The organism is Microbacterium sp. DWRC1-3 (assembly GCF_049896645.1).
Lineage (GTDB): Bacteria > Actinomycetota > Actinomycetes > Actinomycetales > Microbacteriaceae > Microbacterium > Microbacterium maritypicum.
The window spans coordinates 943437-969943 of record NZ_JAFCUS010000002.1 but is presented as its reverse complement, the minus strand read 5'-3'; the positions used below and the strand labels follow the sequence as shown (position 1 = coordinate 969943).

The window sequence follows — 26507 nt, the reverse complement described above, 5'->3', positions numbered from 1 at the left end:
GCTACGAGCCTAAGCGCGGGCTCTCCCCTGGCCGCGAGCGACACCCCGCACGACGCTTCCGTCCTCCGACCGGATGGGGATTGCTCCCCATCCACGACCCACTTCCACGTCGCCTGCCACTGCTATACATGAAGATGTCGGCTGCAGGAAGTGGCCGCCGAATTCTTTCAAGGGGGACCCATGACTACGCCCGCAGGATGGTACGACGACGGATCCGGTCGACAGCGCTGGTGGGACGGCCAGCAGTGGACCGAGCACTTCGCCCCGGAGACCACCGATGCCCCGGCCGTCTCCGAGGAGCAGGTCGTCGTCGAGGAGCAGGTCGCCGAGACCCCATCGATCGATGACACCGTCGTCCGTCCGTCCGACGAGACGCCGATCTCCCCCGAGTCGCCGGATCCGTCGCAGACGGCTTCCGCAGGTCTCACCGCTCAGGATGTGAATGATGCTCCCGGGGCGACGGCGGCGACGACCCCGCTCAGCGACGACCTCGGCGCATACTCCGCCCCTGCGGCTCCCGCCTACCCGGTCGGCGCAGCCGCGCCGTCGTCGGATTCCTACCCGGGCGCCGCGCCGACCTACCTCGGCAGCACGACGGGCTACCCCGCCGCCGCCGCATACGGGCAGCCCGGTCCCGAGGAGCCGAAGAAGGTGTCGGTCCTCGGACTCGTCGGACTCGGGCTCGCGGCGCTCGGCACGATCCTGGTCTTCATCCCGGTGATCGGCTTCATCGGCTTCTTCCTGCTCGCCGCCGGGTTCATCGTCTCCCTCGTCTCGGTCTTCCTCAAGGGGAAGAAGTGGCCGGGCATCACGGGGCTCATCCTCGCGGTCGTCGGGACGATCATCGGCATCGTGATGTCGTTCGTCTACCTCTTCGCCTTCGCGCAGGGAGTGAGCGAAGAGATCGACAGGATGCCCACCTCTTCTCCGTCGATCGAGGCGACCGCGCCGAGCGAGACCGAAGGAACCGACGGCACCGAGGGAACCGATGCCGGCGTTCGCCCGACCGCTCCCGAAGTGGCTCAGGGACTCACGGCGATCCTCGCTTCCACCGGAGCCGAGGGATACACCGAGCCTCAGATCTCCTGCCTCGCGGACCTGTTCGTCGCCTCCGACCTCGACAACGCGACGCTGCGCACGATCGCCGAGAGCGATGGCGCGCTGACCGACACCGATGCCCTGTACGGCTTCGCCGAGGTGCTCGGGGACACGGACGCGGTCGCCGCGTGCTTCACGCCCTGACCACCGCAGAGTGACGTCGAAGGCCTCAGGAGCATCGCGCTCCTGAGGCCTTCTTCGCGCGGTCGTCCTGTCATTCGACACAGGGCGCCCAGCGCCGCTACCGTCGTCATGACGGCCACACCGCTGAGGATCGGCCGGCGTAGCGAGAATGACCTCACCACGCATTCGCCGACCGAGAAAGACACACGGGGAAGCCTGATGACAACACCTGCCGGCTGGTACGACGACGGCTCCGGGAACCGACGGTGGTGGGACGGTCTGCAGTGGACCGAGCATGTCGTCACGGGGAGGCCGGCGCCTAGCGACGAGTCGACAGCGTCTGAACCGACAGTGCAGGAGCCGACGGCTTCCGAACGGGTGCCGGAGGCTCCTGTGCCGGCCGCACCCATCACCCCGCCCGCCGACGCCGAACCGGCACCCTTCGTCCCGCCGTACACGCTCGCGGGCCAGATGCCCGCGCCCGCTGCGACCACGTCCCCTGCCGGTATGACGTATCCGGCATACGGCGGATACCAGGCGGCGTCGTGGCCGGTCGCACCGTCTCCGCAGCCCGCGACCGGAGTGCCGGTGGTGGGGATCATCGGACTTGTCGCCGTGGTCATCGGCGTCGTCTGCGCCTGCTTCCCGGTGATCGCGATCGCGGGTTGGGCGCTGCTCGCCGTGGGCTTCGTGATGTCGCTGATCTCGCTCTTCCTGCGCGGACGGAAGTGGCCTGGCATCACCGGACTGGTCGTAGCCGTCGTCGGCGCGGTGCTCGCCGCCGCGGTCTCTTTCCTCGTGCTGGCGACGTCGTCGATCACGGAGAACGGCGACAGTCCGTTCGCCGCTCCCGGCGATCGCCCGTCGTCCGACGGCGATTCCTCCACCGGACGCGAGGATCCCTCCACCATCGAGGGTGCGGAGATGGTCCCCTTCGAGGAGCTCGAGGTCGGCGACTGCCTCCCGCTGGTCGAATACACCGACGACGACGTGATCTTCGATCTACCCGTCGTGCCGTGCGAGCAGCCCCACACCGACGAGATCTACCTCATCTTCGACGTCGAAGACGGCGAGTTCCCCGGGGACGACGCCCTGGGCGTCACGGCGTCGGACGGCTGCCTCGCGGCGTTCGAGTCGTACGTCGGCGTCTCCTACGACGTCTCCGAGCTCGATTTCTACTACTACCAGCCGACGAAGTCATCCTGGAACCACGCATCGGATCGCACCGTGCAGTGCATCCTCTTCAGCTACGAGGAAGTGACCGGAACCCTCAAGGGCGCGAACTACTGACCGACCACGCACACGAAGAAGGCCCCGGATCTCTCCGGGGCCTTCTTCGTGAACTCAGTCCTCGATCTTGCGCTTGCGCCAGCGGATGCCCGCCGAGATGAAGTCGTCGAGGTCGCCGTCGAACACGGCCGCCGGGTTGCCGGACTCCTGTCCGGTGCGGAGGTCTTTGACCAGCTGCTGGCCGTAGAGGAAGTACGAGCGCATCTGGTCGCCCCAGCTCGCGGTGATGTTGCCCGCGAGCTCCTTCTTCTTCGCCGCTTCCTGCTCCTTCTGAAGGAGCAGGAGTCGCGTCTGCAGCACACGCATCGCGGCGGCGCGGTTCTGGATCTGCGACTTCTCGTTCTGCATCGACACGACGATGCCGGTCGGGAGGTGGGTGAGGCGCACGGCCGAGTCGGTCGTGTTGACCGACTGCCCACCGGGGCCGGAGGAGCGGAAGACGTCGACGCGGATGTCGTTCTCCGGGATGTCGACCTCGGTGGCCTCTTCCATCAGCGGGATGACCTCGACAGCGGCGAACGACGTCTGGCGCTTGTCAGCGGAGCCGAACGGGCTGATGCGGGCGAGGCGGTGGGTTCCGGCCTCGACCGAGATGGTACCGAAGGCGTAGGGCGCATCGATCTCGAAGGTCGCAGACTTGATGCCCGCACCCTCCGCGTAGGACGTGTCCATGACCTTGACGGGGTACTTGTGACGCTCGGCCCAGCGCAGATACATGCGCATCAGCATCTCGGCGAAGTCTGTGGCGTCGTCGCCGCCGGCGCCGGAGCGGATCGTGATGATCGCGGCGCGCTCGTCGTACTCGCCATCGAGGAGCGTCTGCACCTCGAGCTGGTTGATGAGGTCGGTGAGAGCGGCGAGCTCGGCGCGGGCTTCCTGCGCGGAGTCCTCATCGCCCATCTCGTTGGCGAGCCCGATCAGGACCTCGAGGTCATCGAGACGCTGAGCGATGCCGGTGATGCGGGCGAGCTCGGACTGGCGGTGGCTGAGTGCGCTGGTCACCTTCTGCGCGTTCTCGGTGTCGTCCCAGAGGTCGGGGGCACCGGCCTCCTCGCTGAGACGCGCGATGTCGTCGCGGAGACGGGAGACATCGACGACCTCGCTGATGTCGCCGAAGGTGTGCCTGAGCGCCTGGATTTCGGCGGAGAGATCTAGTTCGAGCATGACACCTCAGCCTAACGTGCCGCCTGCCCGCGCGGGGACCCCGTCGTCGGAGACCTTTCCGCAACGGGAGTAGCGTGAAGCTGTGAGCAGTGCTTCGACGGTCCTTCGACAGTTCGGGCCCATGGTGTATCTGCCGACGATCCTCTTCGCCCTCGGCGAAGGCGCCGTGATTCCGCTCATCCCGGTGCTCGCCGCATCCATGGGCGCCGACGTGGCGTTCGCCGCCCTCGTGGCCTCCGCCCTCGTTATCGGTCAGTTGTGCGGCAATCTTCCTGCCGGCTGGGCCGTGGGCAAGATCGGCGAGAGGTACACGATGGTCATCGCCGGCGTGATCGCCATCGTCGCCGGACTCGGAATGGTGTTCGCGCCCTCGCTCGGCGTGCTGGCGGCCTCGGTCTTCCTCCTCGGGATCTGCGCGGCGGCCTTCGGTCTCGCCCGGCACGCGTTCATGACCACTCGCGTGCCGGTCGACTTCCGTGCGCGTTCGCTCTCGCTGCTCGGCGGCAGCTTCCGACTCGGCATCTTCATCGGCCCCTTCGTGGCCGCGGGGCTCCTGCAGCTGTTCGGGAGCGAGAGTGCGGCGATCTGGTTCTTCCTGGGCTGCCTGGTGGTCATGGTCGTGCTGGTGCTCTTCGGTCCCGACCCCGAGAAGATGATCCCGCCGGTACCGTCGACCACTCACGAGCGCTATCTGGAGGACTCCGGCGAGGCGGTGAGCGGGTCGATCCCGACGATCGAGCGCCTGGGCATCTTCCAGACCATGTGGCGTCAGCGCGCGGTGCTCGGCCGGCTCGGGCTCGCCGCCGCGTCGCTCTCCGCGGTCCGCTCGGCGCGACAGGTGGTGCTACCGCTGTGGGGACTGTCGCTGGGATTGGATGCCTCGACCATCGCCCTCGTGGTCGGCGTCTCGGGCGCCATCGACTTCGCGCTCTTCTATGCGAGCGGCCAGGTGATGGACCGCTTCGGCAGACTGTGGGCGGCGATGCCGGCGATGGTTCTCATGGGCGCCGGGTTCCTCGCCCTGTCGTTCACGCACGACGTGGATGCGGCGGTTCTGTGGTTCGGCATGTTCGCCGCCGTCCTCGGTGTCGGCAACGGCCTCTCGAGCGGCATCCTGCTGACCCTGGGCGCCGACGTCGCCCCGAAGCGGGAACCCGCGGCGTTCCTCGGATCCTGGCGCACGCTCACCGATGCGGGCGGGGCGATCGCTCCGCTGCTCGTCTCGGCCATCACGGCTGTCGCCGCCCTGCCGTTCGCGGCGGCCGCGATGGGCGTGGTCGGCCTCGTCGGCGCTCTGGGCTTCCTGCGGTGGATCCCGCAGTTCGTCCCGCGGGAGCGACCGGAATCCGGCGACGACTCCTCTGAGGGGGAACAGGAATGACCCAGGCTCTGGAGGCGGATGCCCACCGACTGGTCTCGACCTTCGTGCCCCGATCGGAACGAGACCGTGCAGCGCAGGCCGACTTCGCGTCGTTCTTCGCGGCAGAGGGTGGCCCGGTGCATCGGGAGGCAGGACCCGATCACCTCACCGCGTCGTGCGTGGTGTTCGACGCATCACTGCAGCACACGCTGCTCGTCTTCCATCGCAAGGGGCAGTTCTGGGTGCAGCCGGGAGGCCACGTCGAGCACGGCGATGATTCGGTCGTGGCGGGAGCTCTGCGCGAACTGCGCGAGGAGACGGGCATCGTGGTGGAGCCGACGCCCGCCCCTCTCGCCTACGACCTCGACCACCATGGGCTTTCCTTGCGCTTCGGCGCCTGCGCCTCGCACCTCGACATCGGCATCGCGGTCGTCGTCGACCGTGAGTCCGCGCTGACCGTGAGCGAGGAGTCGGAGGACGTGCGCTGGTGGCCGGTCGACGCCCTGCCCGCCGAGGTGCCGCCGCAACTCGTTCCCCGGCTCGACGGACTGCTCACGCAGCTGCGCGACCCTCGCTGAGCCGAGGCAACTGTCATCGCAGGGCCGTGCGGCTGGTGGCGGTCGATTCCAGCGGGACGCCGTCGGGCACGAACACGGACACCAGCGGCGGATGCCATTCCGCGGCGACGGTCACCCGGGCGGTGACGCCGTCGGGCGTGCCCGCGGCGGTGAGCGACGCCTCGCCCGGCAGCGTGCTCATGAGAGCGTCGGCCTGTTCCTCGACGCCGGCATCGGTCAGCTCGGCCCGCACGCTGTCGTCGTACACCGCCAGGGTGAAACCGTCCGCTCCGGCGAGCGCGGCGGAGTCGGCGAGTGCGTCCAACCGCTTCTGGGCGATGTAGAGATCGGTGGCGCAGACGCACACGAAGATCACGGCCAGAGCGAGCAGTACGTAGCCGAGAGTGAGCAGCAGCACGCTCCCCTCCTCCTGGTCGCCGACCGCGCCGTGAGCTGTTCGGGCCTGCCCCCTCATCCCGTCCCCCACAGCCGTGACACCTTCTGCACCGCTTCGGCCTGCACAGGGACGGCCGTCGAACGGTCGAGTCCGAGCACCTCCGGCACCAGCGGCAGCCGCACCCGCGTGGTGACGGTGACGACGATCGTCGTGCCGGCCGACGGGCACTCCGCTGCGGGCGGCGCGCAGGAGAGCATCACATCGACCGCGTCCTCATCGAGGCCGTACTCGTCCACGATCCCTGCGAGAACCGCGTCGCTGCGGTCCGCCGCGGTCGCAGCGTCTGGCGCTCGCGCGATCACGCGGGCGATGTGCCGTGCTGCCGCTTCCGCCCCGAAGGTCTGCTCCTGGATCGCTCCGAGCGCGATGACGAGATAGATCAGCGGCACCAGAAGGATCACCCCCACCGCGATGAACTCCAGGGCGGCCGATCCCTCGTCATTCTTCCCCGAAAGTCTCGGCAGGTGCATGAGCCTCCACCTCCATCGCGAGGGGAAGGCCGATCAGTCCGAGCAGCGGAAACGTCGTGCGGACCCGGACGTCGACCGTCTCGTAGGGCGGGGCGCCGGAGACGCCGATTTGGATGTCCTCGGCGTAGTCCGCGCCGACCGCGCGGGAGATGACGTCTCTGGTGCGTTCGATGCCCTCCTCCGGGGTCGTATCGGCGAGAGCCGCGTGGTAGGCGCCTTCGACGGCGGCGTCGTGCACCACGTTGCGCACGTACACCGCGAACGCGAGCTGCAGCACAGCGAGCGTGAGGGCGGTGAGGAGCGTTCCGACGAGCACGAACTCCACCGGGCTGGAGCCGCGATCATCCGCGCAACCACTCCGGTCGTCCATGTCAGAGCCCCGAGACCCTCTGGATCGCCTGCTCGAACAGCGAGGTCAGAGCGGGACCGGCGACGGCCCAGATGAGCACCACCAAGCCCGCGGTCATCAACGTGACGAGCACCCATCCGGGAACGTCACCCGCTTCGTCGTCGATGAAGGCGCGGAACCGGGTCTTGACGTCATGCCACCGGCGTCGCCGGTGCTCCTGTGTTCGTGCGGTCATGGTGGTCCTTTCGTCGGGCGGTCAGCCGATGCCGAGCCGGAGGATGAAGAGTCCCGGATACACGGCGAAGAGCACCGAGAGCGGAAGGATCAGGAAGACGAGCGGGAGGAGCATCAGGATCTCTTTGCGCCCCGCCTGCTCGATCAGTACGCGCTTCGCATCTTCGCGTGCATCGCCCGCCTGTGCATGCAGGACGGCGGCGAGCGGGGCACCGTGCTCGAGCGCAGCGATCACCTGGTCGACGACGCGAGACAGTCCGGGAAGCTGCAGCCGTCGCGCCATCTCGTTCAGCGCATCGGCCAAGGGGGATCCGGTGCCGACCGCGAGCACCACCTGGCGCAGCTCGGCGGTGAGCTCACCCGACCCCACATCGGCGACCCGGCGCAGCGAATCGAGGAACCCCTCACCCGCGGAGAGACACAGAGCCAGGAATTCGAGCGTCGTCGGAAGCTCATCGGTGAGCCGCGCCCGGCGGGACCTGGCGCGCGCGGAGAGCTGCACGTCGTATGCGGCGGCGGCCGCCGCGCCGCAGAGCAGCGGCATCGCGCCCGTCGGCACTGACAACCGGCCAGTCACCGCCAGCACGGTCAGCACAACCGCGCCCACACCGATCCCGGCGAGACCCCACCCCAGCTGCCGCCCGCGGAACGCAGCCGGGTCCGTGCGCAGACCCGCCTGCGCCAGCCGCTGCCGGAGAGCCTCTCCCCCGCCGAGCATCCTCTCGAACCCGCTTCGCGCGCGCTCCCACAGCGTCCGCCCGCTCGCTGGCAGTGCTCCCGCAGCGGGAAGAACCCCGCTGGGCAGCTGATCATCGGCGACGACGTCGCGCACGTAGGGCCCGATCCGCACGGCCAGAGATGCCGCCCTCCACCGCGGGAGGGCGGAGAGGATGCTCATCACTCCCGCGGCGAAGCCACCCCCGATCAGGATGGCGCTCGCGAGGACCGAGATCGCGCTCATCCGAACCACCGCCGAGGCTCGGGAAGCCGGCCGATGCGGACCATGACGTGGAAGGCGAGGACCGACACCGCCGCCCCCAGACAGATCACGATCACGCCTTCGGGAGTGCCGTATGCCGCAGCGCCCTCAGGTCGGAGCACCAGCAGACCGAGGATCACCCACGGCGCGACGGCTCCGAGAACCGCGGCACCGCGGATCCACGACTGCCGCGCCTCGACCTCGCCCCGGAGAGCCGCATCCGCCCGCACCGAGCTCGACAGGGCGCGCAGCACACTGATCAGTTCCGTGCCGCCGACCTGACGCGCCATCCGCAAGGTCTCGGCGATGCGATCGCCAATGGGGTCGGCCAACGTGGACTTGAGCCGATCGAGGCTCGACTCGAACCTTCCGCTCGCCCGCAGATCTCTCGCGAAGACGATGAACGCCGGCCTGAGCATCTTCGGTGCGGACTCCGCCAGACTCGCCACCGCGTCGGGGAGCGACAAGCCCACGCGGATCGATGCGATCAGGAGATCGCAGACGTCCGGCCAGAGCTGTCGCCGCAATCGTCGCAGTCGCGTGCGGCGCCCTCGGAGGAGCATGATCGGCGCCGCCGCCCCCGCAAGGCCTGCCAGTACGGAGAGCACGGCGATTCCGGTCAGAAGCCACACCACGGACGCCGCGACCAGCCCGGCCGCGATGATGACGGTGAGAAAGACACGTCGCGAGAGCCCGTCGAACCCCGCCTCCTCGATCAGACGGACGAGCCGACCCTGTCGCGGGAGCGGTTCGGCCTCGTCCGACAGGGGCCACATCCATGGCGAGAGGCACAGGAGCACACCCGCAGCGAGGACAGCGCCCACGAGCACCGTCACGATGCGGCCTCGATCGGACGCAGGTCCCCGCGCTCCCTGCCGAAATCGTCGCTCTGCCGGGTTCGCGCCCGGTAGACCGACCTCGTGCGCACCTTCCCCTCGTCGATGTCGCCTGTCGGAGCGATGATCTCCTGCACGTGTCGCCGTCCTGCCCGATCTCGGACGCAGTGCACGACCAGATCGATCGACGCGGCGAGCGCCGGTGCGATGAATGCACGATCGATGTTCCGTCCGGCCAAGAGCGGGAGGATCGTGAGCTTCTCGATGGCTTCGGTCGCCGAGTTCGCGTGCACGGTGCACGCCCCGGGTACGCCGGTGTTGAGCGCGAGCACGAGATCAAGGGCTTCGGCGTCGCGGACCTCGCCGACGACGAGACGGTCGGGGCGCATGCGCAGCGCCTCCTTCACCAGTCGACGCAAGGTGATCTCCCCGGTCCCCTCGAGACTCGCCTGGCGCCCCTGGAGCGAGACGAGATCTGGCCCCTCCACGGCCAGTTCGAACGTCTCCTCCACGGTGACGATGCGCTGCGTACCGGCGCAGGAGGCCAGCAGCGCGCCGAGCATGGTGGTCTTGCCCGCGTGCGTCGCACCCGAGACGATCACGCTGCGGCCGTCGTTCATGGCGGTCGTCAGCAGCTCCGCGACGTCGGTCGGCATCATCCCCTGCGCCGCGAGCGCGTCGAGGGATCGATACTTCGGCAGGAACTTGCGGATGTTGACGGCCCAGGAGCCGCGCACCACATCGGCGATCGCCACGTGCAGACGGGATCCGTCCGGCAACGAGGCATCCACGAACGGCTGGCTGATATCCACCCGCCGGCCGGTCGACTGCAGCATGCGCTCGACGATGTCGCGCACCGCGACATCGTCGAGACGAAGGCCCGTCCGCTCTGCCTCGCCCTCGCGGGCGATGTGCACATGGCCGGATCCGTTCAGCCAGATCTCCTCGATCTCCGGATCGTCGAGCAGCGGCTGCAGCGCACCGAATCCGCTGAGCGACGCCATGACCTCTCTCACGCACGCCGCTTCATCGTCGATCAGCGCCTCGCCGCGAGCGAGGGCGAGATCGTCGTGGCGGCGAACCTCGGCGTGGGTGATGCGCCAGGCCGCCTGCGGATCGATCGACGGGTCGATGCCCTCGGCGCGCAGACGCGACCGCACACGGTCGGCGACAAGGGCGGACGGATGACTCACCCAGGCATCCTCGCAACAATCGCCCTCCGCCCTCCGAAGTTATCCACAGCCGCTCTGGCGCGCCCGAGCGCTCAGGGGGAGACCGACTGCGGGCTGATCCCCAGACAGGCGGTTTCGACGATCAGTAGACTGTTTCCACCGCGCGGGAGTGGTGGAATTGGCAGACACGCAGGATTTAGGTTCCTGTGCCCCAGGGCGTGTGGGTTCAAGTCCCACCTTCCGCACGAGAGACGACGGCATCCTTCTCGGGTCGCCACGACATCGCTCTGTTCTACCGCCGACCATTCACGACCGACGGGACTCCCCCTGTGCTCGAAACCATGCTGCACGCGCCGACCGCTCTCATCCCCTGGCTCGACCCTGCGACGATCATCGGGACCGCCGGGCCGTGGGCACTGCTCGTGGTGTGCTTCATCATCTTCGCCGAGACCGGCCTGCTCGTCGGGTTCCTGCTCCCCGGCGACACCCTGCTCATCATCGCGGGGCTCCTGACACACACCAGCAACGTGTTCGGCGTGAACATCTGGGTCGTCTCGCTCCTGATCGCTCTCTCGGCCTTCGTCGGCGGCGAGGTCGGCTACCTGATCGGCCACAAGGGCGGGCCGGCGGTGTTCGAGCGCAAGGAGTCGGGCCTGTTCAGCAAGAAGAACGTGGAGCGCACGAACGCATTCTTCGAGCGCTTCGGCGGCCTCACGGTCATCCTGGCCCGTTTCGTGCCCATCGTGCGCACCTTCGCGCCGGTCGCAGCCGGAGTGGGCCACATGCCGTGGCGCCGCTACTCGCTCTACAACTTCATCGGTGCCATGATCTGGGGCTTCGGCCTCACGATGGTCGGATACCTCATCGCCTACATCCCGTGGGTGCGCGATCTCGTGGTCGAGTACATCGATGTGATCCTGCTGATCGCTGTCGGTGGCACGGCTCTCGTCACGCTGTGGCACTACTTCTCCGAGCGCCACAAGGCCAAGAAGGCCGCTGCGGCAGGCGAAGACGTGGTCACCGACGCCGAGGAGGCACAGGAGCTCGTGCTCGACGCCGACGTCTTCGACCGTTCTCCCGACCTGGACGGCGACGGCAAGCACTGATCGCGCATCGGGGCCGACTCCTCGGCACCCTATGATCACCCCGCGTTCTTGGCGCGCTCTTCCTTCGACCGCGCCACGCTCGCGCGCAGCGCTTCCATGAGGTCGATGACCTCGCCGCCCTCTGCCGCCTTCTCGGTTTCACCGAAGGTCTCGGCCACGTCGAACGTGTCGCCCGCCTCGATCTTCGCGTCGATGAGGGTGCGCAGTTCCTTCTGGTACTCGTCGACGAACGCCTCGGGGTCGAAGTCCGCCGAGTAGCTGTCGACGAGGGAGGCCGAGAGCTCCAGCTCCTTCTTCGAGATCCGCACGTCCTCGTCCAGCGCCGGGAACGCGGCTTCGCGCACCTCGTCTGCCCACAGGAGCGTCTGCAGCACGAGCACCTTCCCTCGCACCCGGAGCGCGGCGAGGCGGGTCTTCTGCCGCAGGGTGAAGCGCACGATCGCGGTGCGGTCGGTCTGCTCGAGGGTCTTCCTCAGCAGCACGTAGGCCTTCGGTGACTTCGAATCGGGTTCGAGGTAGTACGGCTTGTCGAGTGTGAGCAGATCGACCTGGTCGGACGGCACGAACTCGACCACGTCGATCTCCCGGCTCTTCTCCGCCGGAAGCGCCGCGAGGTCGTCTTTCGTCAGCACGACGGTCTGGCCCTCATCGACGTAGGCGCGATCGATGTCCGCGTAGGCCACGGTCTCGCCGCACACCTCGCAGGTGCGCTGATAGCGGATGCGTCCGCCGTCCTTCTCGTGCACCTGATGCAGCGGCACGTCGTGGTCCTCGGTCGCGGAGTACACCTTGACCGGGACGTTCACGAGCCCGAACGTCAGTGCGCCCTTCCAGATCGTCCTCATCACACCAGTAGACACCAGCCGCAGCCGTCACGACCAGCCCCTTGACCACCCGACCCCTCGACCACGCGGACCCTTGACTACGCTGGCCCCATGGTCACAGAAGGGCAGATCGTGCAGGTCGACGGCCGACGCCTGCGTGTGACCAACCTCGACAAGGTCGTGTATCCCGCGACCGGCACCACCAAGGGCGAGATCATCGCCTACTACACGGCCATCGCTCCGCTCCTGCTCCCCCTCCTCGACGGCCGCCCCGTCACCCGCAAACGCTGGGTGGAGGGCGTCGGGAGCGCGGAGGCCCCGGCTGACGCGTTCTTCACGAAGCAGATCGAACCGGGCGCGCCGTCGTGGATCCCCCGTCAGGCGATCCAGCACTCGGACGGCCCCAAGGAGTATCCCCTCGTCCAGGACGTCCCGACCCTCGTCTGGCTCGCGCAGGTCGCCGCCATCGAACTGCATGTGCCGCAGTGGCGCTTCTCCCCCGAGGGCCTTCCCGGCAAGCCCGATCGGCTCGTGCTCGACCTCGACCCCGGGGAGGGGGTGGGGCTGGAGCAGTGTGCCGAGGTCGCCCGCATCGCCCGCGTCATCCTGTCCGACATGGGGCTCGACCCCCTGCCGGTCACCAGCGGCAGCAAGGGCATCCACCTGTACGCATCACTGCCCGGCGAGCAGACGAGCGACGAGGTCTCGACCGTCGTCAGAGAGCTCGCGCGAATGATCGAGAACGACCACCCCGACCTCGCCACCAGCGTCATGGCGAAGGCGGTCCGTGGCGGCAAGGTGTTCCTCGACTGGAGCCAGAACAACGGCAAGAAGACCACGATCTCGCCCTACTCGCTCCGCGGCCGTGCGCAGCCCTGGGTGGCTGCTCCTCGCACCTGGGACGAACTCGACGACCCGGGCCTCGCCCAGCTCGACCTCGATCAGGTGCTCGCCCGCGCGGCCGCCGGCGTCGACCCCCTCGCGACGCTCCACCCGCCCGAGACCGCTGCGCTCCCGCAACCGGCGAAAGCCCGACGCTCCCACCGGTATCCCCAGAGCTCTCCCGCGCCCGCCTCCCCGCCGATCCCGGCATCGGTGGCGCCGATGCTCGCCGAGAGCGGCTTCCCCGGGGTCGCCCGCGCTCTGAGCGACCCCTCGTGGGTCGAGGTCAAATGGGACGGCATCCGCGCGATGGGCACCTGGGCGAACGGGCGGATGCTGCTGCACGCACGCAGCGGAATCGACATCACCGCCCGCTACCCCGAGCTCACAGCCGACGGAGCGCCCTTCCTGCCGGTCGCAGACGCGATCGTCGACGGGGAGATCGTCGCCTTCGACCCCCACGGCCGCCCGAGCTTCTCCCTCCTCCAGAATCGGATGCACCTCACCCGCCCGCGAGAGATCGAGCGCGAGGTGGTGCGCACCCCCATCGTCTACATGCTGTTCGACCTGCTGCGTCTCGACGGACACGACCTCACCGGCATGCCTCTGCGGGAGCGTCGCACACTGCTCGAGGATGTGATCGCCGACCTCGACGCCCCCGTGCAGATCCCTCCCGTGTTCGACGACGTCGACGCGGCACTCGCTGCAAGCAGGGAGTTCGGGCTCGAGGGCGTCGTCGTCAAGGATCCGATGTCGCGGTACCGCCCGGGGCAGCGCTCCCCCTCCTGGCTGAAGCTCAAGCACACCAGGATGCAGGAGGCGGTGATCGTCGGGATCCGCCCCGGCAAGGGCGACCGGGAGAGCACGCTCGGGTCTCTCCTGCTCGCCGTGCCCGACCCGAACCGAGGTGGGGGCGGCCTGCGCTACGTCGGACGCGTGGGGACCGGATTCACCGACCGCATCCTGCGCGATCTGCTCACGCGACTCGAACCGCTGCGGGTGGACGCCGCACCGCTCGACGGAGTACCCGCCCCGGATGCCTCCGACGCCCTCTGGGTGCGGGCGGAAGTCGTCGGCGAGGTCGAGTTCGCGAACTGGACTCCGGACGGCGTGCTCCGTCATGCCCGCTGGCGAGGTCTGCGCCCGGACAAGAGCCCGAACGAGATCTCCGTCGAGGCCTGAGGCTCGATCGAGCAGATCAGGCGTGGTGCGGCTCGCAGTCCGACTGCTCGGCCGGCTCGATTTGGAAGGTGGAATGCTCCACGTCGAAGTGATCGGCGAGGCACGCCTGCATCTCGGTGAGCAGTTGGGCTGAACGGCCGTCGGCGAACAGCGCCGGCTCGATGCTGACGTGGGCCGTGAACACGGGTGCTCCGCGTGTGAGCTGCCAGACGTGCACATCATGCACGCCGACGACGCCCTCGTATCCGAGAAGGTGGGTACGGATCTCGCTCACCGCCGTGCCCTTCGGCGCGGACTCGGCGAGAACCGAGAACACCTCCCGCAGCAGGGCGATGGCCCGAGGGATGATCATCGCCGCGATGAACAGCGACGCGATGGCATCGGCCGGCATCCATCCGGTGACGAGGATGACCACCGCTGCCACGATGACCGCCACAGAACCGATCAGATCGCCCATCACCTCGAGGTAGGCACCGCGCACGTTGATGCTGGTGCGCTGCGCGCGACTCAGCAGCCACATCGACACGGCATTCGCGAGCATTCCCACCACCGCGACGATCAGCATGAGGCCGCCGGCGACCTCGACCTCTCCCGGATCGATGAGTCGCCCGATGCCCTCGATCGCGACCCAGGTCGCGAGGGCGATCAGGATGACGGCATTGATCAGCGCACCGAACACCTCGGCGCGCTGATATCCGAAGGTGCGCCTGTCATCCGCCGGGCGCGCGGCGACAGTCGCGGCGATGAGAGCGATCACGAGGCCGGAGGCGTCCGTGAACATGTGTGCCGCATCGGCGAGCAGCGCGAGAGAACCGGAGAGCAGCGCGCCGACGATCTGGACGAGCATCACCGTCGCGGTGAGGGACAGCGAGATCGCGAGCAGGCGTCTGCTGCTCGCGGAGCGGATGCCGCCGGGGGCGGGTGCGTGATCGTGCATGCCCCCAGGCTAGACCGGGACGACGGCCCGGAAGGCCTGTTCCGGCTAGTCGGGAAGGGTAACGATTCTCAGCTTCAGCAGCGGTTTCTCGCGACCGAGAGCCGAGCGCGCTCAGAGCGCGGCGAGCAGCGGAACCAGTTCGGCGAAGGCGCGGGCGCGGTGGGACTGCGCCTGCTTCTCCTCGGAGGTGAACTCGCCCACCGACCGCTCCTCCCCCGCGGGCTGACCGTCCGGGACGAAGATCGGGTCGTACCCGAAGCCGCCCGCTCCCGTTGCCGCGTGGGCCAGGCGTCCCGGCCAGCGTCCCTCCACGACCTGCTCACGGCCGTCCGGCAGCACGAGGGCGATCGTGGAGGTGAAGTGCGCGGCCCGGTGCGGGTCCGCGATGTCACGCAGCTGGTCGAGCAGCAGCTCGAGGTTCGCCGCGGCGTCCTTCTTCTGACCGGCCCAATAGGCCGAGAACACCCCGGGAGAGCCGCCGAGAACGTCGACGCAGATGCCGGAGTCGTCGGCGAGAGCCGCGAGTCCGGTGTGAGCGGCGGCCGCCCGTGCCTTGATCAGCGCGTTCTCGGCGAACGTCACGCCGTCTTCGACCGGCTCGGGACCGTCGTAGCCGACGACCTCGAGATCGGGACGGGCCTGCGCCACGATCTGCTGGAGCTCCGCGACCTTGTGCGGATTGTGCGTCGCGAGCACGATCCGCATGGTCACTCCCCTGCCAGTGCGGCGAGCTGCGCGCCCTTCAGGTCGGCGCATCCGGCCAGACCGAGCTCGAGCAGCGCGTCGAGCTCCCGCTTGTCGAACGGAGCGCCCTCGGCCGTTCCCTGGACCTCGACGAAGAGTCCGCGGCCGGTGACGACGATGTTCATGTCGGTCTCCGCGCGTACATCCTCGACATATGCCAGATCGAGCATGGGCTCGCCATCGATGATCCCCACGGACACGGCGGCGACCGAATCGAGCAGCGGCGTGGAGTTCTTGCCGATGAACTTCTTCTCCCGGCCCCACTCGATGGCATCGGCGAGCGCCACGTACGCACCGGTGATGGCCGCCGTGCGCGTGCCACCGTCAGCCTGCAGCACGTCGCAGTCGATCACGATCGTGTTCTCGCCGAGCGCCTTCGTATCGACGACGGCACGCAGGGCGCGACCGATCAGGCGCGAGATCTCATGGGTGCGACCGCCGATGCGGCCCTTGACGCTCTCCCGGTCGTTCCGGCTGTTCGTGGCCCGCGGGAGCATGGAGTACTCGGCCGTGACCCATCCCTTGCCCTTACCGGTCAACCAGCGCGGAACGCCGTTGGTGAAGGAGGCGGTGCACAGCACCTTGGTGCCGCCGAAGCTGATCAGTGCGGATCCCTCGGCGTGCGCACTCCAGCCCCGCTCGATGGTGATCTCACGCAGCTGATCGGTGGAGCGGCCGTCGACGCGGACGATTTCGGACATGTGCTTCTCTCAGGTCGGGGTGGCGGATCGAGTCGGAGCGACTCGATCCGGATTACTCGAAAGCGTTCTCGGGAAGAGTGATCACGCCGGTCTGGACGAGCTGCACGTCGCGGACCTCACGGCCCATCAGACGGTTGGCCAGAGCGGTGAAGTCGTCGGTCGACGCTCCGGTGGCCTCGTAGACGTAGCTCGCGGTGGCATCCGGCGAGGCGAGCAGGTCTCCGCGGACGAGCTGGCGATAGACGTCGCCGGCGGTCTCGTCGTCGCTGGAGACGAGCGTGACGCCCTCTCCCATGACGTAGCTGATGGCGCCGCGAAGGAACGGATAGTGCGTGCAGCCGAGCACGAGCGTGTCGACGTCAGCATCGCGAAGAGGGGCGAGATACTCCTCAGCCACGGCGAGCACCTCCGGAGTCCCGGTGATCCCGGCCTCGACGAACTCGACGAAGCGCGGGCAGGCGGCGGTGAAGACCTGCAGCCTCTCGTTGACCTCGAGCATGTCCTGGTAGGCGCGTGAGCCGATGGTGCCGACCGTGCCGATCACGCCGACGCGCCCGTTGCGGGTCGTGGAGACCGCGCGGCGCACCGCGGGACCGATCACCTCGACGACCGGGATGTCGTAGCGTTCACGAGCATCGCGGAGCATGGCGGCCGAGGCGGTGTTGCACGCGATCACCAGCATCTTCACGCCCTGCTCGACGAGGGTGTCGAGCACCTCGAGAGAGTAGCGGCGCACGTCGGCGATGGGCTTGGGGCCGTACGGCGAGTGCGCGGTGTCGCCGATGTAGACGAACGACTCACGGGGCAGCTGGGCGCGGATGGCCCGCGCCACCGTGAGCCCGCCGACACCGGAGTCGAAGATCCCGATCGGCGCGTCGTTCATGACTCCCCAGCCTACCTGCGCGGGAGCTGCCGCGCGCATCAGCACGCTCACTAAACTGAGCGCATGACCACGTCGACGGCGCTGCTCACCGACCGCTATGAGCTGACGATGCTCGCCGCCTCCCTCCGGGACGGGACGGCATTCCGCCCCAGCGTCTTCGAGCTGTTCTCCCGGCGTCTGTCCGGGGGCCGACGCTTCGGTGTCGTCGCCGGCACCGGCCGCCTGCTCGGTCTCCTGCGCGACTTCCGCTTCGGTGACGACGAGCTGCGGTTCCTCAGAGACCAGAACGTCGTCGATGCGTCGTCGATCGCTCACCTCGAGGACTACCGGTTCTCGGGAACGATCCGCGGCTATCGCGAGGGTGAGCTGTACTTCCCCGGCTCCCCCATCCTCACCGTCGAGGGCACGTTCGCCGATGCCGTCGTACTCGAGACGCTCGCCCTGAGCGTGCTCAATCACGATTCCGCCGTCGCGACCGCTGCCTCTCGCATGAGCATCGCCGCCGGTGAGCGTCCGCTGGCAGAGATGGGATCACGACGCGCAGCCGAGCGCTCGGCCGTCGCCGCCGCCCGGGCTGCCTACATCGCCGGCTTCGGCGCCACGAGCAACCTCGAGGCCGGGCGAAGCTGGGGCATCCCCACCATGGGCACGGCCGCCCACTCCTGGACGCTGCTGCACGACTCCGAAGAGGAGGCGTTCCGGTCGCAGGTCGAGAGCATGGGCATCGGAACGACGCTGCTCGTGGACACGTACGACATCCGCACGGGCGTCGAGACCGCCATCCGGGTCGCCGGCACGGAGCTCGGCGGCGTGCGGATCGACTCCGGCGACCTCCCCATCGTCGCCGGAGACGTTCGCGCGCAGCTCGACGAGCTCGGGGCGACGTCCACTCGCATCACGGTGACCAGCGACCTCGACGAGTATGCGATCGCCGCCCTGGCCGCATCGCCGGTCGACGCCTACGGTGTCGGAACGTCGGTGGTCACCGGATCCGGGTATCCGACCGCGAGCATGGTCTACAAGCTCGTGGCACGACAGGATGCCACCGGATCCTGGATCGGTGTCGCGAAGGCATCGGCGGACAAGGCGTCGCACGGTGGTCGCAAGGCCGCTTTCCGGACCCTGGTGGACGGCGTCGCCACCGCCGAGACGGTCGTCGTCTCCGATGGTTTCGAAGAGCTCGACACCGCGGCGGAGCATCCCGACGGCCGCCCGCTGCAGGTGACCTTCGTCGAGGCTGGTGACATCGACTCGAGCTACGAAGGCGTCGAGGGCACGGCAGCCGCGCGGGCGCACCATCTGCGCGTGCGCGAAGAACTCCCGGTGCGCGCTCTCGCGCTCAGCAAGTCCGACCCGGCGATTCCCACCGTGTACGTCGAAGGAGACTGAGGTCAGCCCATCATCGACTCGTAGATCTCCTTGCACGTGGGGCAGATGGGGAACTTCTCCGGGTCGCGGCCCGGGGTCCACTTCTTGCCGCACAGTGCCCGCACCGGCTTACCGGTGATCGCGGACTCGAGGATCTTGTCCTTCTTCACGTAATGCGAGAAGCGCTCATGGTCGCCCGGTTCGAGATTCTCCTCACGGAGGAGCTCTTCCAGTTCGCGATCAAGCGTTGCCACGCCGCCCTGATCGGGGCTGTCCAGCGGAGTACTCATCCCGTGAGTCTAGCGGCGTCGAATGCCTCGTGGGCGGTCGTCACGCCGTCTCGACGAACTCCATCAGGCGCTCCCCGCTGCGCTCGAAGATGCGACCGCCGATGACCGCCCCCGCGGCCAACACCGCGAGGCCGCCGAGGAGCCCGACCCAGAAGGTCGCCGGGGCGTATGCGGAGCCCTCGAGCATCGTGGCCGCGAACAACCAGATGGTGGGGGCGCTCAGCACGATCGCTCCGAGGAACGCCGCTGCGGGACCGTATGTGCCTCGGGACGTGGGCCGTTGCGGCTGCTGGAACGGGCTGTCACCGGGTCGCGAGACCGCGTACGGGGCGACGACCGAGACGATGCTCGAGATACCCAGAGCGCAGAAGAGCAGGCTCGCGGCCACGCCGCCCATCGGCAGCAGCAGGCTCCAGTTGCCGACGAGGAGGAGCGACAGGGGAACCGCGATCGCGAGCACCGGAATCGCGACGAGAAGGACCGGCACCAGGCGTCCGAGACGGTCGGGAAGACCCCGGACGCCACTGGCCACGTGGGTCCACAGCGCCGTCGAGTCGTAGGCGACGTCGTTGTGCGGCAACCAGCCGAAGAACAGCGCCATCACGGGCACGGGCACGAGCGCTGCGACCTCCAACGGGACACCGGCGACGATGAGCGGAAGCACGGTGAGGACACCGGCCACCGGCACCACGATGATGTTCATGATGTAGCGACGGTCGCGAAGCCAGTAGACGAGGCTTCGAGCCGCGATCGCACCGAAGGCGTTCGACGGCAGCAGACCGAACCAGCCGAGGCCCGTGCGCTCCCTCAGCGTGACCGGACGCTCCGTCGTCGTGAGCAGACGCCGCACGAGCCAGGCCCATGCGATCCCGAGCAGAACGACCGTGAGGACCGCGATGACGCCGCTGACCCACGCCGAGGCGGTCGCCCCGGCTGCGGAGTCGAAGAGGAACGCGGGCGCCGCGGCGAACGGGCTGAAACCGAAGACGCTCGAGAGCGTCGCGAGCGACGGCGGCACGAGGCCGTCCCAGCGGAGCGATCCGAAGAACACCGCGACGGGGAACGCGATCACGATCAGCGCGAGCGCGAACAGCGCCGTGAGCTCTCGGGATCGGCGCTCCGGAAGAAGCAGAGCGTTGAGCGCCATACCGATCCTCGAGACCAGCATCGTCGTGATGACACCGATGATCGTCATCAGCACCGCCAGCGGCCAGGGAGTCCCTGCTCCGATCGCCACGATGCAGACGCTGATGTAGACCGCGAGAAGCGCCAGGCTGGGCACGCTGATGAAGGCGGCCAGCGTGAGCACCCAGGGCATCTGCCGCTCATCGACACCGAAGACCGCGAACCGTCGGGGGTCGAGCTGGTCGACGGCACCGACGAGGATCGGGCCGACGAGGAAGCCGATGAGGAGGGCGGCCCCGCCGAGCACGGTGACTGCGCGTGCCACCGGTACCGGGGCCGCCGCGAGGCTGAACACGGCGATGCACACCACGGCGGTGACGGCGATGACCGCCGCGAGCGAGATGAGCGTCCGGATCCGACGATCGCCGCGAACAGAGCCCAGCAGCAGCGCGAGCCTCAGCCGGAGAACGTATGCAGCCACTCGAGCCCCTCCACCTCTCCGCTGGAACCGGCGAGCTCGACGAAGCGCGCCTCGAGAGTCTGACCCGCGCGGACCTCGTCGATCGTGCCTTCGGCGAGAACCTCTCCGCCGACGATGATCGCGACGCGTGAGCAGACACGCTCGACCAGATCCATGCCGTGGCTCGACAGGATCACGGTGCCGCCGTGCGAGACGTAGGCGCGGAGGATATCCAGGATGACCGCCGAGGAGACAGGATCCACCGACTCGAACGGCTCATCGAGCACGAGCACGCGCGGCGAGTGGATCATGGCCCCGGCGAGCATGATCTTCTTCGTCATGCCGGCCGAGTAGTCGGAGACGACGCGGCTGAGGGCATCGCCGAGATCGAAGGCTCGCGCGAGGTCGGCGGCGCGCTTCTCGATCACATCCGCCGCGAGGCCGCGCAGCAACCCGTAGTAGTAGAGCAGCTGACGACCGGTGAGACGGTCGAAGGTGCGCAGCCGATCAGGCAGCACGCCCATCAGCCGCTTCGCCGCCAGCGGCTGCTTCGCCTGATCGATGCCGCAGATGACGACGCTGCCCGCGTCGGCGCGCAGAAGCCCGGCGACGATCGAGAGTGTCGTGGTCTTACCCGCGCCGTTGGGACCGACGACCCCGTAGAACGAGCCGGCCGGCACGGTCAGGTCGATGCCGTCGACGGCTCTGTTGTCACCGAACTGCTTGACGAGACCGCGAATGCTGATCGCCTCGCCGGCGGAGCCGGCATCGTGGGGATCCACGACCCCGGAAGCCGCATCGTCGGACTCCGCCACCGCCGCGGCGATCTCGACGGAACCATCGGGTTCGACTGCGGCAGCAGCCTCCGCAGGCCCGGCATCGACAGGATCGGCCTCGACGGGTTCCGAGGCGACGGTCGCTTCCGCGACGGCCGCGGTCTCGACGACGGCGGGCTCGACGACGGCGGGCTCGACGGCCACGGTATCGACGACGGTGACCTGCTCGATCGCCGCGGGAGTGGAATCGGCCGTCGGGGTGAGTTCCACCGCGGGAGCCGTCTCGACGGTCACCGGCTCGATGACGGGAGTCGCTTCCGGCGCCGCCGTGGCGGTGTCTGCCGCGGCCTTCGCCGCCGCATCGGCAGCCTTCTTCGCCGCGGCCGTCTTCGCAGCCGCCGCCTTCGCGGCCGTGGTCTTGGCCGCCGTGGTCTTCGCTGCGGCCGATCGCGCAGTGGACTTGGACGCCGCTGCCTTGGTCGCCGCCGTCCTCGCCGCTGCCGTCTTCGCGGCGGTGGTCTTGGCCGCGGTGGTCTTCGCCGCGGTGGTCTTCGCCGCCGCCGTCTTCGCCGCGGTGGTCTTCGCTGCCGCCGTCTTCGCTGCTGCCGTCTTCGCCGCAGTCGTCTTCACCGCGGTGGTGGTCTTCGCGGCGGCCGTGTTCTTCGCGGCGGCCGAGCGTGCGGCTGTCGTGCTGCGGGGGGAGCTCGTGGTCGACGACGGCTCACTCGTCTGGCCGGGCATCGCCTTCACCAGCGGTTCCACCACCACTTCCGCTGTCGGCGCCGCCTTCTCCGCAGCAGCCTTCGTGGCTCCGGTCTTCGCCGCGGATGCCTTTGCCGCAGCGGGCTTCCTCGCGGCGGAGGCCGTGGTCGTACGCGTGGTCGCCGGGCGCTTCGCGGCCGGCCTCTTCGCCGCCGGCTTCTTCACAGCCGGCGCGGACGAGGTCTCATCGGCGGCCGGTGCCGCGGTGGGGGTCTGCTTCTTGGCCGGCGCGCGCTTCGCCGACGTCTTCTCTTGCGCGATCTCGGTTTGGTCCACCTGGGCGGTGCGGTCGTCAGGGGAGGCAGTCACCGTCCTACGGTATCAACGGGTGGCTGTACGCCAAGGCCGCCGCGCAATAAACTGCCCTCGGATCGCGCAGATCCGCCGAGATCTCGAGGCGATCGGAACCCTGTGCATCCGGTGTGTAGTCGATCACGAAATGACAACAGGGGCCTCCTCACCCCGAGGTTCCCAGGCGGAATCGATACCATGACAACGGCACGACGAAGTGTCTGGTCGGTTAATCGACCGTGAACACAACTTCCTTTAGGAGCACTCGTGACTCTTCAGACCGTCATCCTCGCCGCCGGAATGGGCTCGCGCCTCGGCCGCGCGCTGCCGAAGCCGCTCACCGAACTGAGCGACGGCCGCACGATCATGGGCCAGCAGCACGACAACATCCGCGCCGCTTTCGGTTCCGACGCCCGCATCACCACCGTGGTCGGCTACCGCGCAGAGACCATCATCGACGCGTTCCCCCAGGTGAACTACGTCCACAACGAACGCTACGACGAGACCAACACCTCGAAGAGCCTGCTGCGGGCCCTCGGTGCGACCGGTCGCAGCGGAGTGCTGTGGATGAACGGAGACGTCGTCTTCGACCCGATGATCCTCGGCCGCGCGCTCGAGTACATCGAGCGCGACCAGTCCTTCGTGACGGTGAACACCTCCAAGGTCAGCGATGAAGAGGTGAAGTACACGGTCACGGCCGAGGGCTTCATCAACGAGCTGTCCAAGACCGTCAAGGGCGGTCTCGGCGAGGCCGTCGGCATCAACTACATCTCGTCCGCACACAAGAAGGCGTTCATGCGTCAGCTGCAGCGTGTCGAGGACCAGGACTACTTCGAGCGCGGTCTCGAGCTCGCGATCGCCGAAGACGGCCTGCTGCTCGAGCCGATGGATGTCTCCGACCTGTACGCGGTCGAGGTCGATTTCGCCGAAGACCTGGAGCGGGCGAACCTCTTCGTCTGATCGCCGGTCACGAAAGCCCGGTCCCTCCGAGGGACCGGGCTTTCGGCGTTTTCGCGGACTGGCTCCATAGGATCGCAGCATGGCTCCCAAGGTGCACAAGATCCATTCGCTCCCGGACGACGCCCCGTGGGACAAGGGGGTGCCTCCCACCGGATCGGCGGAGCATCCGATGATGGTGCGCGGCCTCGACCGCGTGCTGTCGATCCAGCGACCGCTCGTGCTGGCGCACATCCGGAGCATCCGCCTGCGCAATCCGCAGGCCTCGCCGGCCGAGATCATCCGCATCCTCGAGCGTCGCTACCTGGCGGCCGTGACCACCGGTGGAGCCGCGGTCGGCGCGACCGCTGTCGTCCCGGGCATCGGCACGGGTGTCACGCTCGCACTCTCCGGCGTGGAGACGGTCGGCTTCGTGGAGTCCACAGCTCTGTTCGCGCAGTCGGTCGCCGAAGTGCACGGGATCGCGGTCGCGAACCCGGATCGCGCCAGAGCGCTGGTGATGACGCTGATGCTCGGCAAGGAGGGCGTCGACCTGGTCGGACAGCTCGCCGGGCAGGTGGCAGGGCGCGGCGGGAGCAGATCGTCGTACTGGGGCGAGCTCGTCACGAAGTCACTCCCCCGCGCCGCCGTCGGACCTCTCGTCGACCAGCTCAAGAGCATGTTCGTGAAGCAGTTCGCTGCCAAGGGCGGCGCGTCGGTCATCGGCAAGGCCCTCCCGTTCGGGATCGGTGCCGCGATCGGAGGCGCGGGGAACAACATCCTCGGCCGCCGCGTGCTGACGACGTCCCACAAGGCCTTCGGTGCCGCCCCGATCGACCTTCCCCTCGAACTGGAACCCGTGCCCGGCGCCGAGAAGCTGGAGCTGCGGGTGCTGCGTGGCGCCCGCTACGCCGGCAATGCGGTGGCGGGAGCGGCCGGTACGACCGTCCGCGGGGTGGAGTGGGCGGGACGCAAGGCCCGCTCGATCGGCCGCCGCCCCAAGACCGACCCGGAACTCGAGTCCGGTGAGCCCGAGGGCTGAGCGCACCTCGCCAAAGGATCGGCCGACCCGTTGTGGCGAGCATCCAACAGCCGGAGGCGAGCCGACGATAGGGTGGAATCCGTGACGGACAAGCCCGACCTCTTTACCACCGCCGGCAAGATCGCGGATCTGCGCGCTCGCTATACAGAAGCCGTCGTCGACGCGGAAGCGAAGGCGAAGGAGAAGCAGCACGCGAAGGGCAAGATGACCGCCCGCGAGCGCATCGAGCTGCTCGTCGACCCCGGGAGCTTCGTCGAGTTCGACGAGTATGTGCGCCACCGCACCACGGCCTTCGGCATGGATCGTTCGCGACCCTACGGCGACTCGGTCGTCACCGGCGTGGGCACGATCAACGGCCGCACGGTCGCGGTGTACTCGCAGGACTTCTCGACCTTCGGCGGTTCGCTCGGCGAGGTCGCCGGCGAGAAGATCATCAAGATCATGGAGTTCGCCCTCGCCGGAGGGATGCCCTGCATCGGAATCCTCGACTCCGGTGGCGCGCGCATCCAGGAGGGCGTCGTCGCCCTCGGCAAGTACGGCGAGATCTTCCGCCTGAACACCCGTGCATCCGGCGTCATCCCGCAGATCTCCATCATCATGGGCCCGGCTGCGGGCGGAGCGGTGTACTCCCCCGCCCTCACCGACTTCGTGATCATGGTCGACAAGACCAGCCAGATGTTCGTCACCGGCCCCGACGTGATCAAGACCGTCACGGGCGAGGACGTGGGCATGGAAGAGCTCGGCGGTGCGTACACGCACAACACCCGCTCGGGCGTCGCGCACTACCTCGCTGAGGATGAGGACGACGCGATCGACTACGCGCGCACGCTGCTGAGCTTCCTCCCGGACAACAACATGGCGGAGCTGCCGTCGTACGAGAGCGCCTTCGAGTTCGAGACCACCGACGCCGATCGCACGCTCAACACGATCGTCCCCGATTCGACGAATCAGCCGTACGACATCCACACCGTCATCGAGCATGTCGTCGATGAGGGCGACTTCCTCGAGGTCCAGCCGCTGTTCGCGCCCAACATCGTGATCGGATTCGGACGCATCGAGGGCCGGTCGGTGGGCATCATCGCCAATCAGCCCTCGCAGATGGCCGGCACCCTGAACATCGAGGCCGGAGAGAAGGCGAGCCGGTTCGTGCGCTTCTGCGACGCCTTCTCGATCCCGATCGTCACGCTCGTGGACGTGCCCGGCTATCTGCCCGGCACCGACCAGGAATGGACCGGAGTCATCCGCCGTGGCGCGAAGCTGCTCTACGCCTACGCAGAGGCCACCGTGCCCCTCGTCACCGTGATCCTGCGCAAGGCCTACGGCGGCGCATACATCGTGATGGGCTCGAAGCAGCTGGGCGCGGATGTGAACCTCGCGTGGCCGACAGCGGAGATCGCGGTCATGGGTGGCCAGGGCGCCGTCAACATCCTGTACCGCGGCGAGATCAAGAAGGCCGAGGAGGCCGGTGAGGACGTCGCCGCCGTGCGCACCCGGCTCGCAAACGAGTACACCTACAACGTGGCGTCGCCCTTCCTGGCGGCAGAGCGCGGCGAACTCGACGGCATCATCGAGCCGGCGAACACCCGCGTCTCGATCGCCAAGGCGCTGCGCGCTCTGCGCGGCAAGCGTGCGGAGCTGCCTCCGAAGAAGCACGGGAACATCCCGCTGTGACCGCGCAGAACGCTCAGGACGGCACACCGGCCCCGGAGACCCCGGAGGCGCCGATGCTCGACATCACCCGCGGGGCGGCCACCGAGGAAGAGCTCGCCGCGCTCATCGCGGTGATCAGCGAGGCCTATGCGACGGAGGCGGCTGCCGCCGTCGCCGACGAGCCGTCCGTGTCGGCATGGACGCGGACGCAGCGACCGCTGCGACGCCCGCTTCGTCGCGACATCCCCTGGGGGCGCTTCTCCGGCTGACCGCCGCGCGCAGCTGCGGGACTCAGGCGTCTCGAAGGAATCCGACTACGTCTGCGTGATCCGTGAACCCTCCGCCTCACGAATCACGCAGACGATCGTCGCAGGACCCCCAGCGCCCTGCTCGGCGACGTTCCCCGTCGCCGCCTCGCCCTGCCCTGTGCAGGATGGGGCGTGTTCACCCCGACTCGGA

Annotated in this window: 27 protein-coding genes and 1 tRNA gene; 12 read left to right on the top strand and 16 right to left on the bottom strand. The window is 68.5% G+C overall.

Going from position 1 to position 26507, the window contains the following annotated elements; genetic code table 11:
• The first annotated feature begins 180 nt into the window (after window positions 1–180).
• Window positions 181–1242, top strand: coding sequence for a DUF2510 domain-containing protein (locus ACP699_RS17330; protein ID WP_426172507.1), 1062 nt, complete (start codon window positions 181–183; stop codon window positions 1240–1242).
• A gap of 198 nt (window positions 1243–1440) precedes the next feature.
• Window positions 1441–2511 carry a DUF2510 domain-containing protein gene (locus ACP699_RS17325; protein WP_426172505.1) on the top strand — a complete coding sequence of 357 codons (1071 nt, stop codon included), beginning with the start codon at window positions 1441–1443 and terminating at the stop codon, window positions 2509–2511.
• Window positions 2512–2565: 54 nt separating this feature from the next.
• Here the strand turns inward: ACP699_RS17325 and prfB are convergent, their stop codons facing one another.
• Window positions 2566–3675 carry a peptide chain release factor 2 gene (prfB, locus tag ACP699_RS17320; RefSeq protein WP_017828547.1) on the bottom strand — a complete coding sequence of 370 codons (1110 nt, stop codon included), beginning with the start codon at window positions 3673–3675 and terminating at the stop codon, window positions 2566–2568.
• A 121-nt stretch (window positions 3676–3796) separates the two neighbouring features.
• Between prfB and ACP699_RS17315 the strand changes: the two genes are divergently transcribed.
• A complete protein-coding gene (locus tag ACP699_RS17315) occupies window positions 3797–5056 on the top strand; it encodes an MFS transporter (protein WP_426172573.1) in 1260 nt (419 codons plus the stop codon).
• Window positions 5053–5613 carry an NUDIX hydrolase gene (locus ACP699_RS17310; RefSeq protein WP_426172502.1) on the top strand — a complete coding sequence of 187 codons (561 nt, stop codon included), beginning with the start codon at window positions 5053–5055 and terminating at the stop codon, window positions 5611–5613. Before ACP699_RS17315 ends, ACP699_RS17310 begins: the two co-directional genes overlap by 4 nt.
• Window positions 5614–5626: 13 nt before the next feature.
• Here the strand turns inward: ACP699_RS17310 and ACP699_RS17305 are convergent, their stop codons facing one another.
• The 7 genes from ACP699_RS17305 to ACP699_RS17275 are packed head-to-tail and all read right to left on the bottom strand — an operon-like array spanning window position 5627 to window position 10110.
• Window positions 5627–6010: a hypothetical protein gene (locus ACP699_RS17305; RefSeq protein ID WP_235563400.1), complete on the bottom strand. Its 384-nt coding sequence runs from the start codon at window positions 6008–6010 to the stop codon at window positions 5627–5629.
• A 53-nt stretch (window positions 6011–6063) separates the two neighbouring features.
• On the bottom strand, window positions 6064–6519 hold the full coding sequence (locus tag ACP699_RS17300) for a hypothetical protein (protein WP_055870988.1): 456 nt from the start codon (window positions 6517–6519) through the stop codon (window positions 6064–6066).
• A complete protein-coding gene (locus tag ACP699_RS17295; RefSeq protein WP_055870985.1) occupies window positions 6488–6889 on the bottom strand; it encodes a TadE/TadG family type IV pilus assembly protein in 402 nt (133 codons plus the stop codon). The genes ACP699_RS17300 and ACP699_RS17295 overlap by 32 nt, the downstream gene beginning before the upstream one ends.
• Before the next feature lies 1 nt (window position 6890).
• Entirely contained in the window at window positions 6891–7103 is a 213-nt protein-coding gene (locus tag ACP699_RS17290; protein ID WP_055870983.1) for a hypothetical protein, read from the bottom strand.
• A gap of 21 nt (window positions 7104–7124) precedes the next feature.
• Window positions 7125–8063 carry a type II secretion system F family protein gene (locus ACP699_RS17285; protein ID WP_055877755.1) on the bottom strand — a complete coding sequence of 313 codons (939 nt, stop codon included), beginning with the start codon at window positions 8061–8063 and terminating at the stop codon, window positions 7125–7127.
• The gene (locus tag ACP699_RS17280; protein WP_055870978.1) at window positions 8060–8917 is read right to left on the bottom strand and encodes a type II secretion system F family protein; all 858 of its coding nucleotides are present in this window, start codon (window positions 8915–8917) and stop codon (window positions 8060–8062) included. Before ACP699_RS17280 ends, ACP699_RS17285 begins: the two co-directional genes overlap by 4 nt.
• Window positions 8914–10110: a CpaF family protein gene (locus ACP699_RS17275; RefSeq protein WP_426172498.1), complete on the bottom strand. Its 1197-nt coding sequence runs from the start codon at window positions 10108–10110 to the stop codon at window positions 8914–8916. The genes ACP699_RS17280 and ACP699_RS17275 overlap by 4 nt, the downstream gene beginning before the upstream one ends.
• A 142-nt stretch (window positions 10111–10252) precedes the next feature.
• Between ACP699_RS17275 and ACP699_RS17270 the strand changes: the two genes are divergently transcribed.
• Together ACP699_RS17270 and ACP699_RS17265 are read left to right on the top strand one after the other, a co-directional pair.
• Window positions 10253–10334, top strand: a tRNA-Leu gene (locus tag ACP699_RS17270).
• A gap of 96 nt (window positions 10335–10430) precedes the next feature.
• A complete protein-coding gene (locus ACP699_RS17265) occupies window positions 10431–11195 on the top strand; it encodes a DedA family protein (protein WP_426172571.1) in 765 nt (254 codons plus the stop codon).
• A gap of 35 nt (window positions 11196–11230) precedes the next feature.
• On the opposite strand, the gene ACP699_RS17260 is transcribed toward ACP699_RS17265, so the two are convergent.
• Complete coding sequence (locus tag ACP699_RS17260; RefSeq protein WP_141386254.1) at window positions 11231–12040, bottom strand: Ku protein; 810 nt, start codon at window positions 12038–12040, stop codon at window positions 11231–11233.
• A 90-nt stretch (window positions 12041–12130) separates the two neighbouring features.
• Between ACP699_RS17260 and ligD the strand changes: the two genes are divergently transcribed.
• Window positions 12131–14083 (top strand): non-homologous end-joining DNA ligase, encoded by a 1953-nt coding sequence (gene ligD, locus ACP699_RS17255; RefSeq protein WP_426172495.1) that lies wholly within the window; start codon window positions 12131–12133, stop codon window positions 14081–14083.
• A 16-nt stretch (window positions 14084–14099) separates the two neighbouring features.
• Here ligD and ACP699_RS17250 read toward each other — a convergent pair whose 3' ends face one another.
• The 4 genes from ACP699_RS17250 to murI all read right to left on the bottom strand — a co-directional run bounded on the left by ACP699_RS17250 (window position 14100) and on the right by murI (window position 17348).
• Window positions 14100–15020: a cation diffusion facilitator family transporter gene (locus ACP699_RS17250; RefSeq protein WP_055877749.1), complete on the bottom strand. Its 921-nt coding sequence runs from the start codon at window positions 15018–15020 to the stop codon at window positions 14100–14102.
• A gap of 111 nt (window positions 15021–15131) precedes the next feature.
• Entirely contained in the window at window positions 15132–15725 is a 594-nt protein-coding gene (rdgB, locus tag ACP699_RS17245) for an RdgB/HAM1 family non-canonical purine NTP pyrophosphatase (protein ID WP_270410542.1), read from the bottom strand.
• 2 nt (window positions 15726–15727) lie between these two features.
• Window positions 15728–16465, bottom strand: a complete 738-nt coding sequence (gene rph, locus ACP699_RS17240; protein WP_055870952.1) for a ribonuclease PH — start codon at window positions 16463–16465, stop codon at window positions 15728–15730.
• Between the two features lie 52 nt (window positions 16466–16517).
• Window positions 16518–17348, bottom strand: coding sequence for a glutamate racemase (gene murI / locus ACP699_RS17235; RefSeq protein WP_055870948.1), 831 nt, complete (start codon window positions 17346–17348; stop codon window positions 16518–16520).
• A 63-nt stretch (window positions 17349–17411) separates the two neighbouring features.
• Here murI and ACP699_RS17230 point away from each other — a divergent pair, with 63 nt between their 5' ends.
• Window positions 17412–18737, top strand: a complete 1326-nt coding sequence (locus ACP699_RS17230; protein ID WP_426172491.1) for a nicotinate phosphoribosyltransferase — start codon at window positions 17412–17414, stop codon at window positions 18735–18737.
• A gap of 2 nt (window positions 18738–18739) precedes the next feature.
• Here the strand turns inward: ACP699_RS17230 and ACP699_RS17225 are convergent, their stop codons facing one another.
• Genes ACP699_RS17225 through ACP699_RS17215 form a run of 3 tightly spaced genes read right to left on the bottom strand, consistent with a single transcriptional unit; the run spans window position 18740 to window position 22438 of the window.
• A complete protein-coding gene (locus tag ACP699_RS17225; protein ID WP_017828506.1) occupies window positions 18740–19006 on the bottom strand; it encodes a DUF3039 domain-containing protein in 267 nt (88 codons plus the stop codon).
• Between the two features lie 40 nt (window positions 19007–19046).
• A complete protein-coding gene (locus tag ACP699_RS17220) occupies window positions 19047–20612 on the bottom strand; it encodes a hypothetical protein (RefSeq protein ID WP_426172489.1) in 1566 nt (521 codons plus the stop codon).
• Window positions 20588–22438 (bottom strand): ATP-binding cassette domain-containing protein, encoded by a 1851-nt coding sequence (locus ACP699_RS17215; protein WP_426172487.1) that lies wholly within the window; start codon window positions 22436–22438, stop codon window positions 20588–20590. Before ACP699_RS17215 ends, ACP699_RS17220 begins: the two co-directional genes overlap by 25 nt.
• 249 nt (window positions 22439–22687) lie before the next feature.
• On the opposite strand from ACP699_RS17215, the gene ACP699_RS17210 reads away from it, so the two are divergent.
• The 4 genes from ACP699_RS17210 (at window position 22688) to ACP699_RS17195 (ending at window position 26317) form a co-directional block, all read left to right on the top strand.
• Window positions 22688–23380 carry an NTP transferase domain-containing protein gene (locus tag ACP699_RS17210; RefSeq protein WP_055870939.1) on the top strand — a complete coding sequence of 231 codons (693 nt, stop codon included), beginning with the start codon at window positions 22688–22690 and terminating at the stop codon, window positions 23378–23380.
• A gap of 79 nt (window positions 23381–23459) precedes the next feature.
• Window positions 23460–24398, top strand: coding sequence for a hypothetical protein (locus ACP699_RS17205; protein WP_426172484.1), 939 nt, complete (start codon window positions 23460–23462; stop codon window positions 24396–24398).
• An 81-nt stretch (window positions 24399–24479) separates the two neighbouring features.
• Complete coding sequence (locus tag ACP699_RS17200; RefSeq protein ID WP_373695445.1) at window positions 24480–26069, top strand: acyl-CoA carboxylase subunit beta; 1590 nt, start codon at window positions 24480–24482, stop codon at window positions 26067–26069.
• A complete protein-coding gene (locus ACP699_RS17195) occupies window positions 26066–26317 on the top strand; it encodes an acyl-CoA carboxylase epsilon subunit (protein ID WP_229778879.1) in 252 nt (83 codons plus the stop codon). Before ACP699_RS17200 ends, ACP699_RS17195 begins: the two co-directional genes overlap by 4 nt.
• Window positions 26318–26507: the final 190 nt, after the last annotated feature.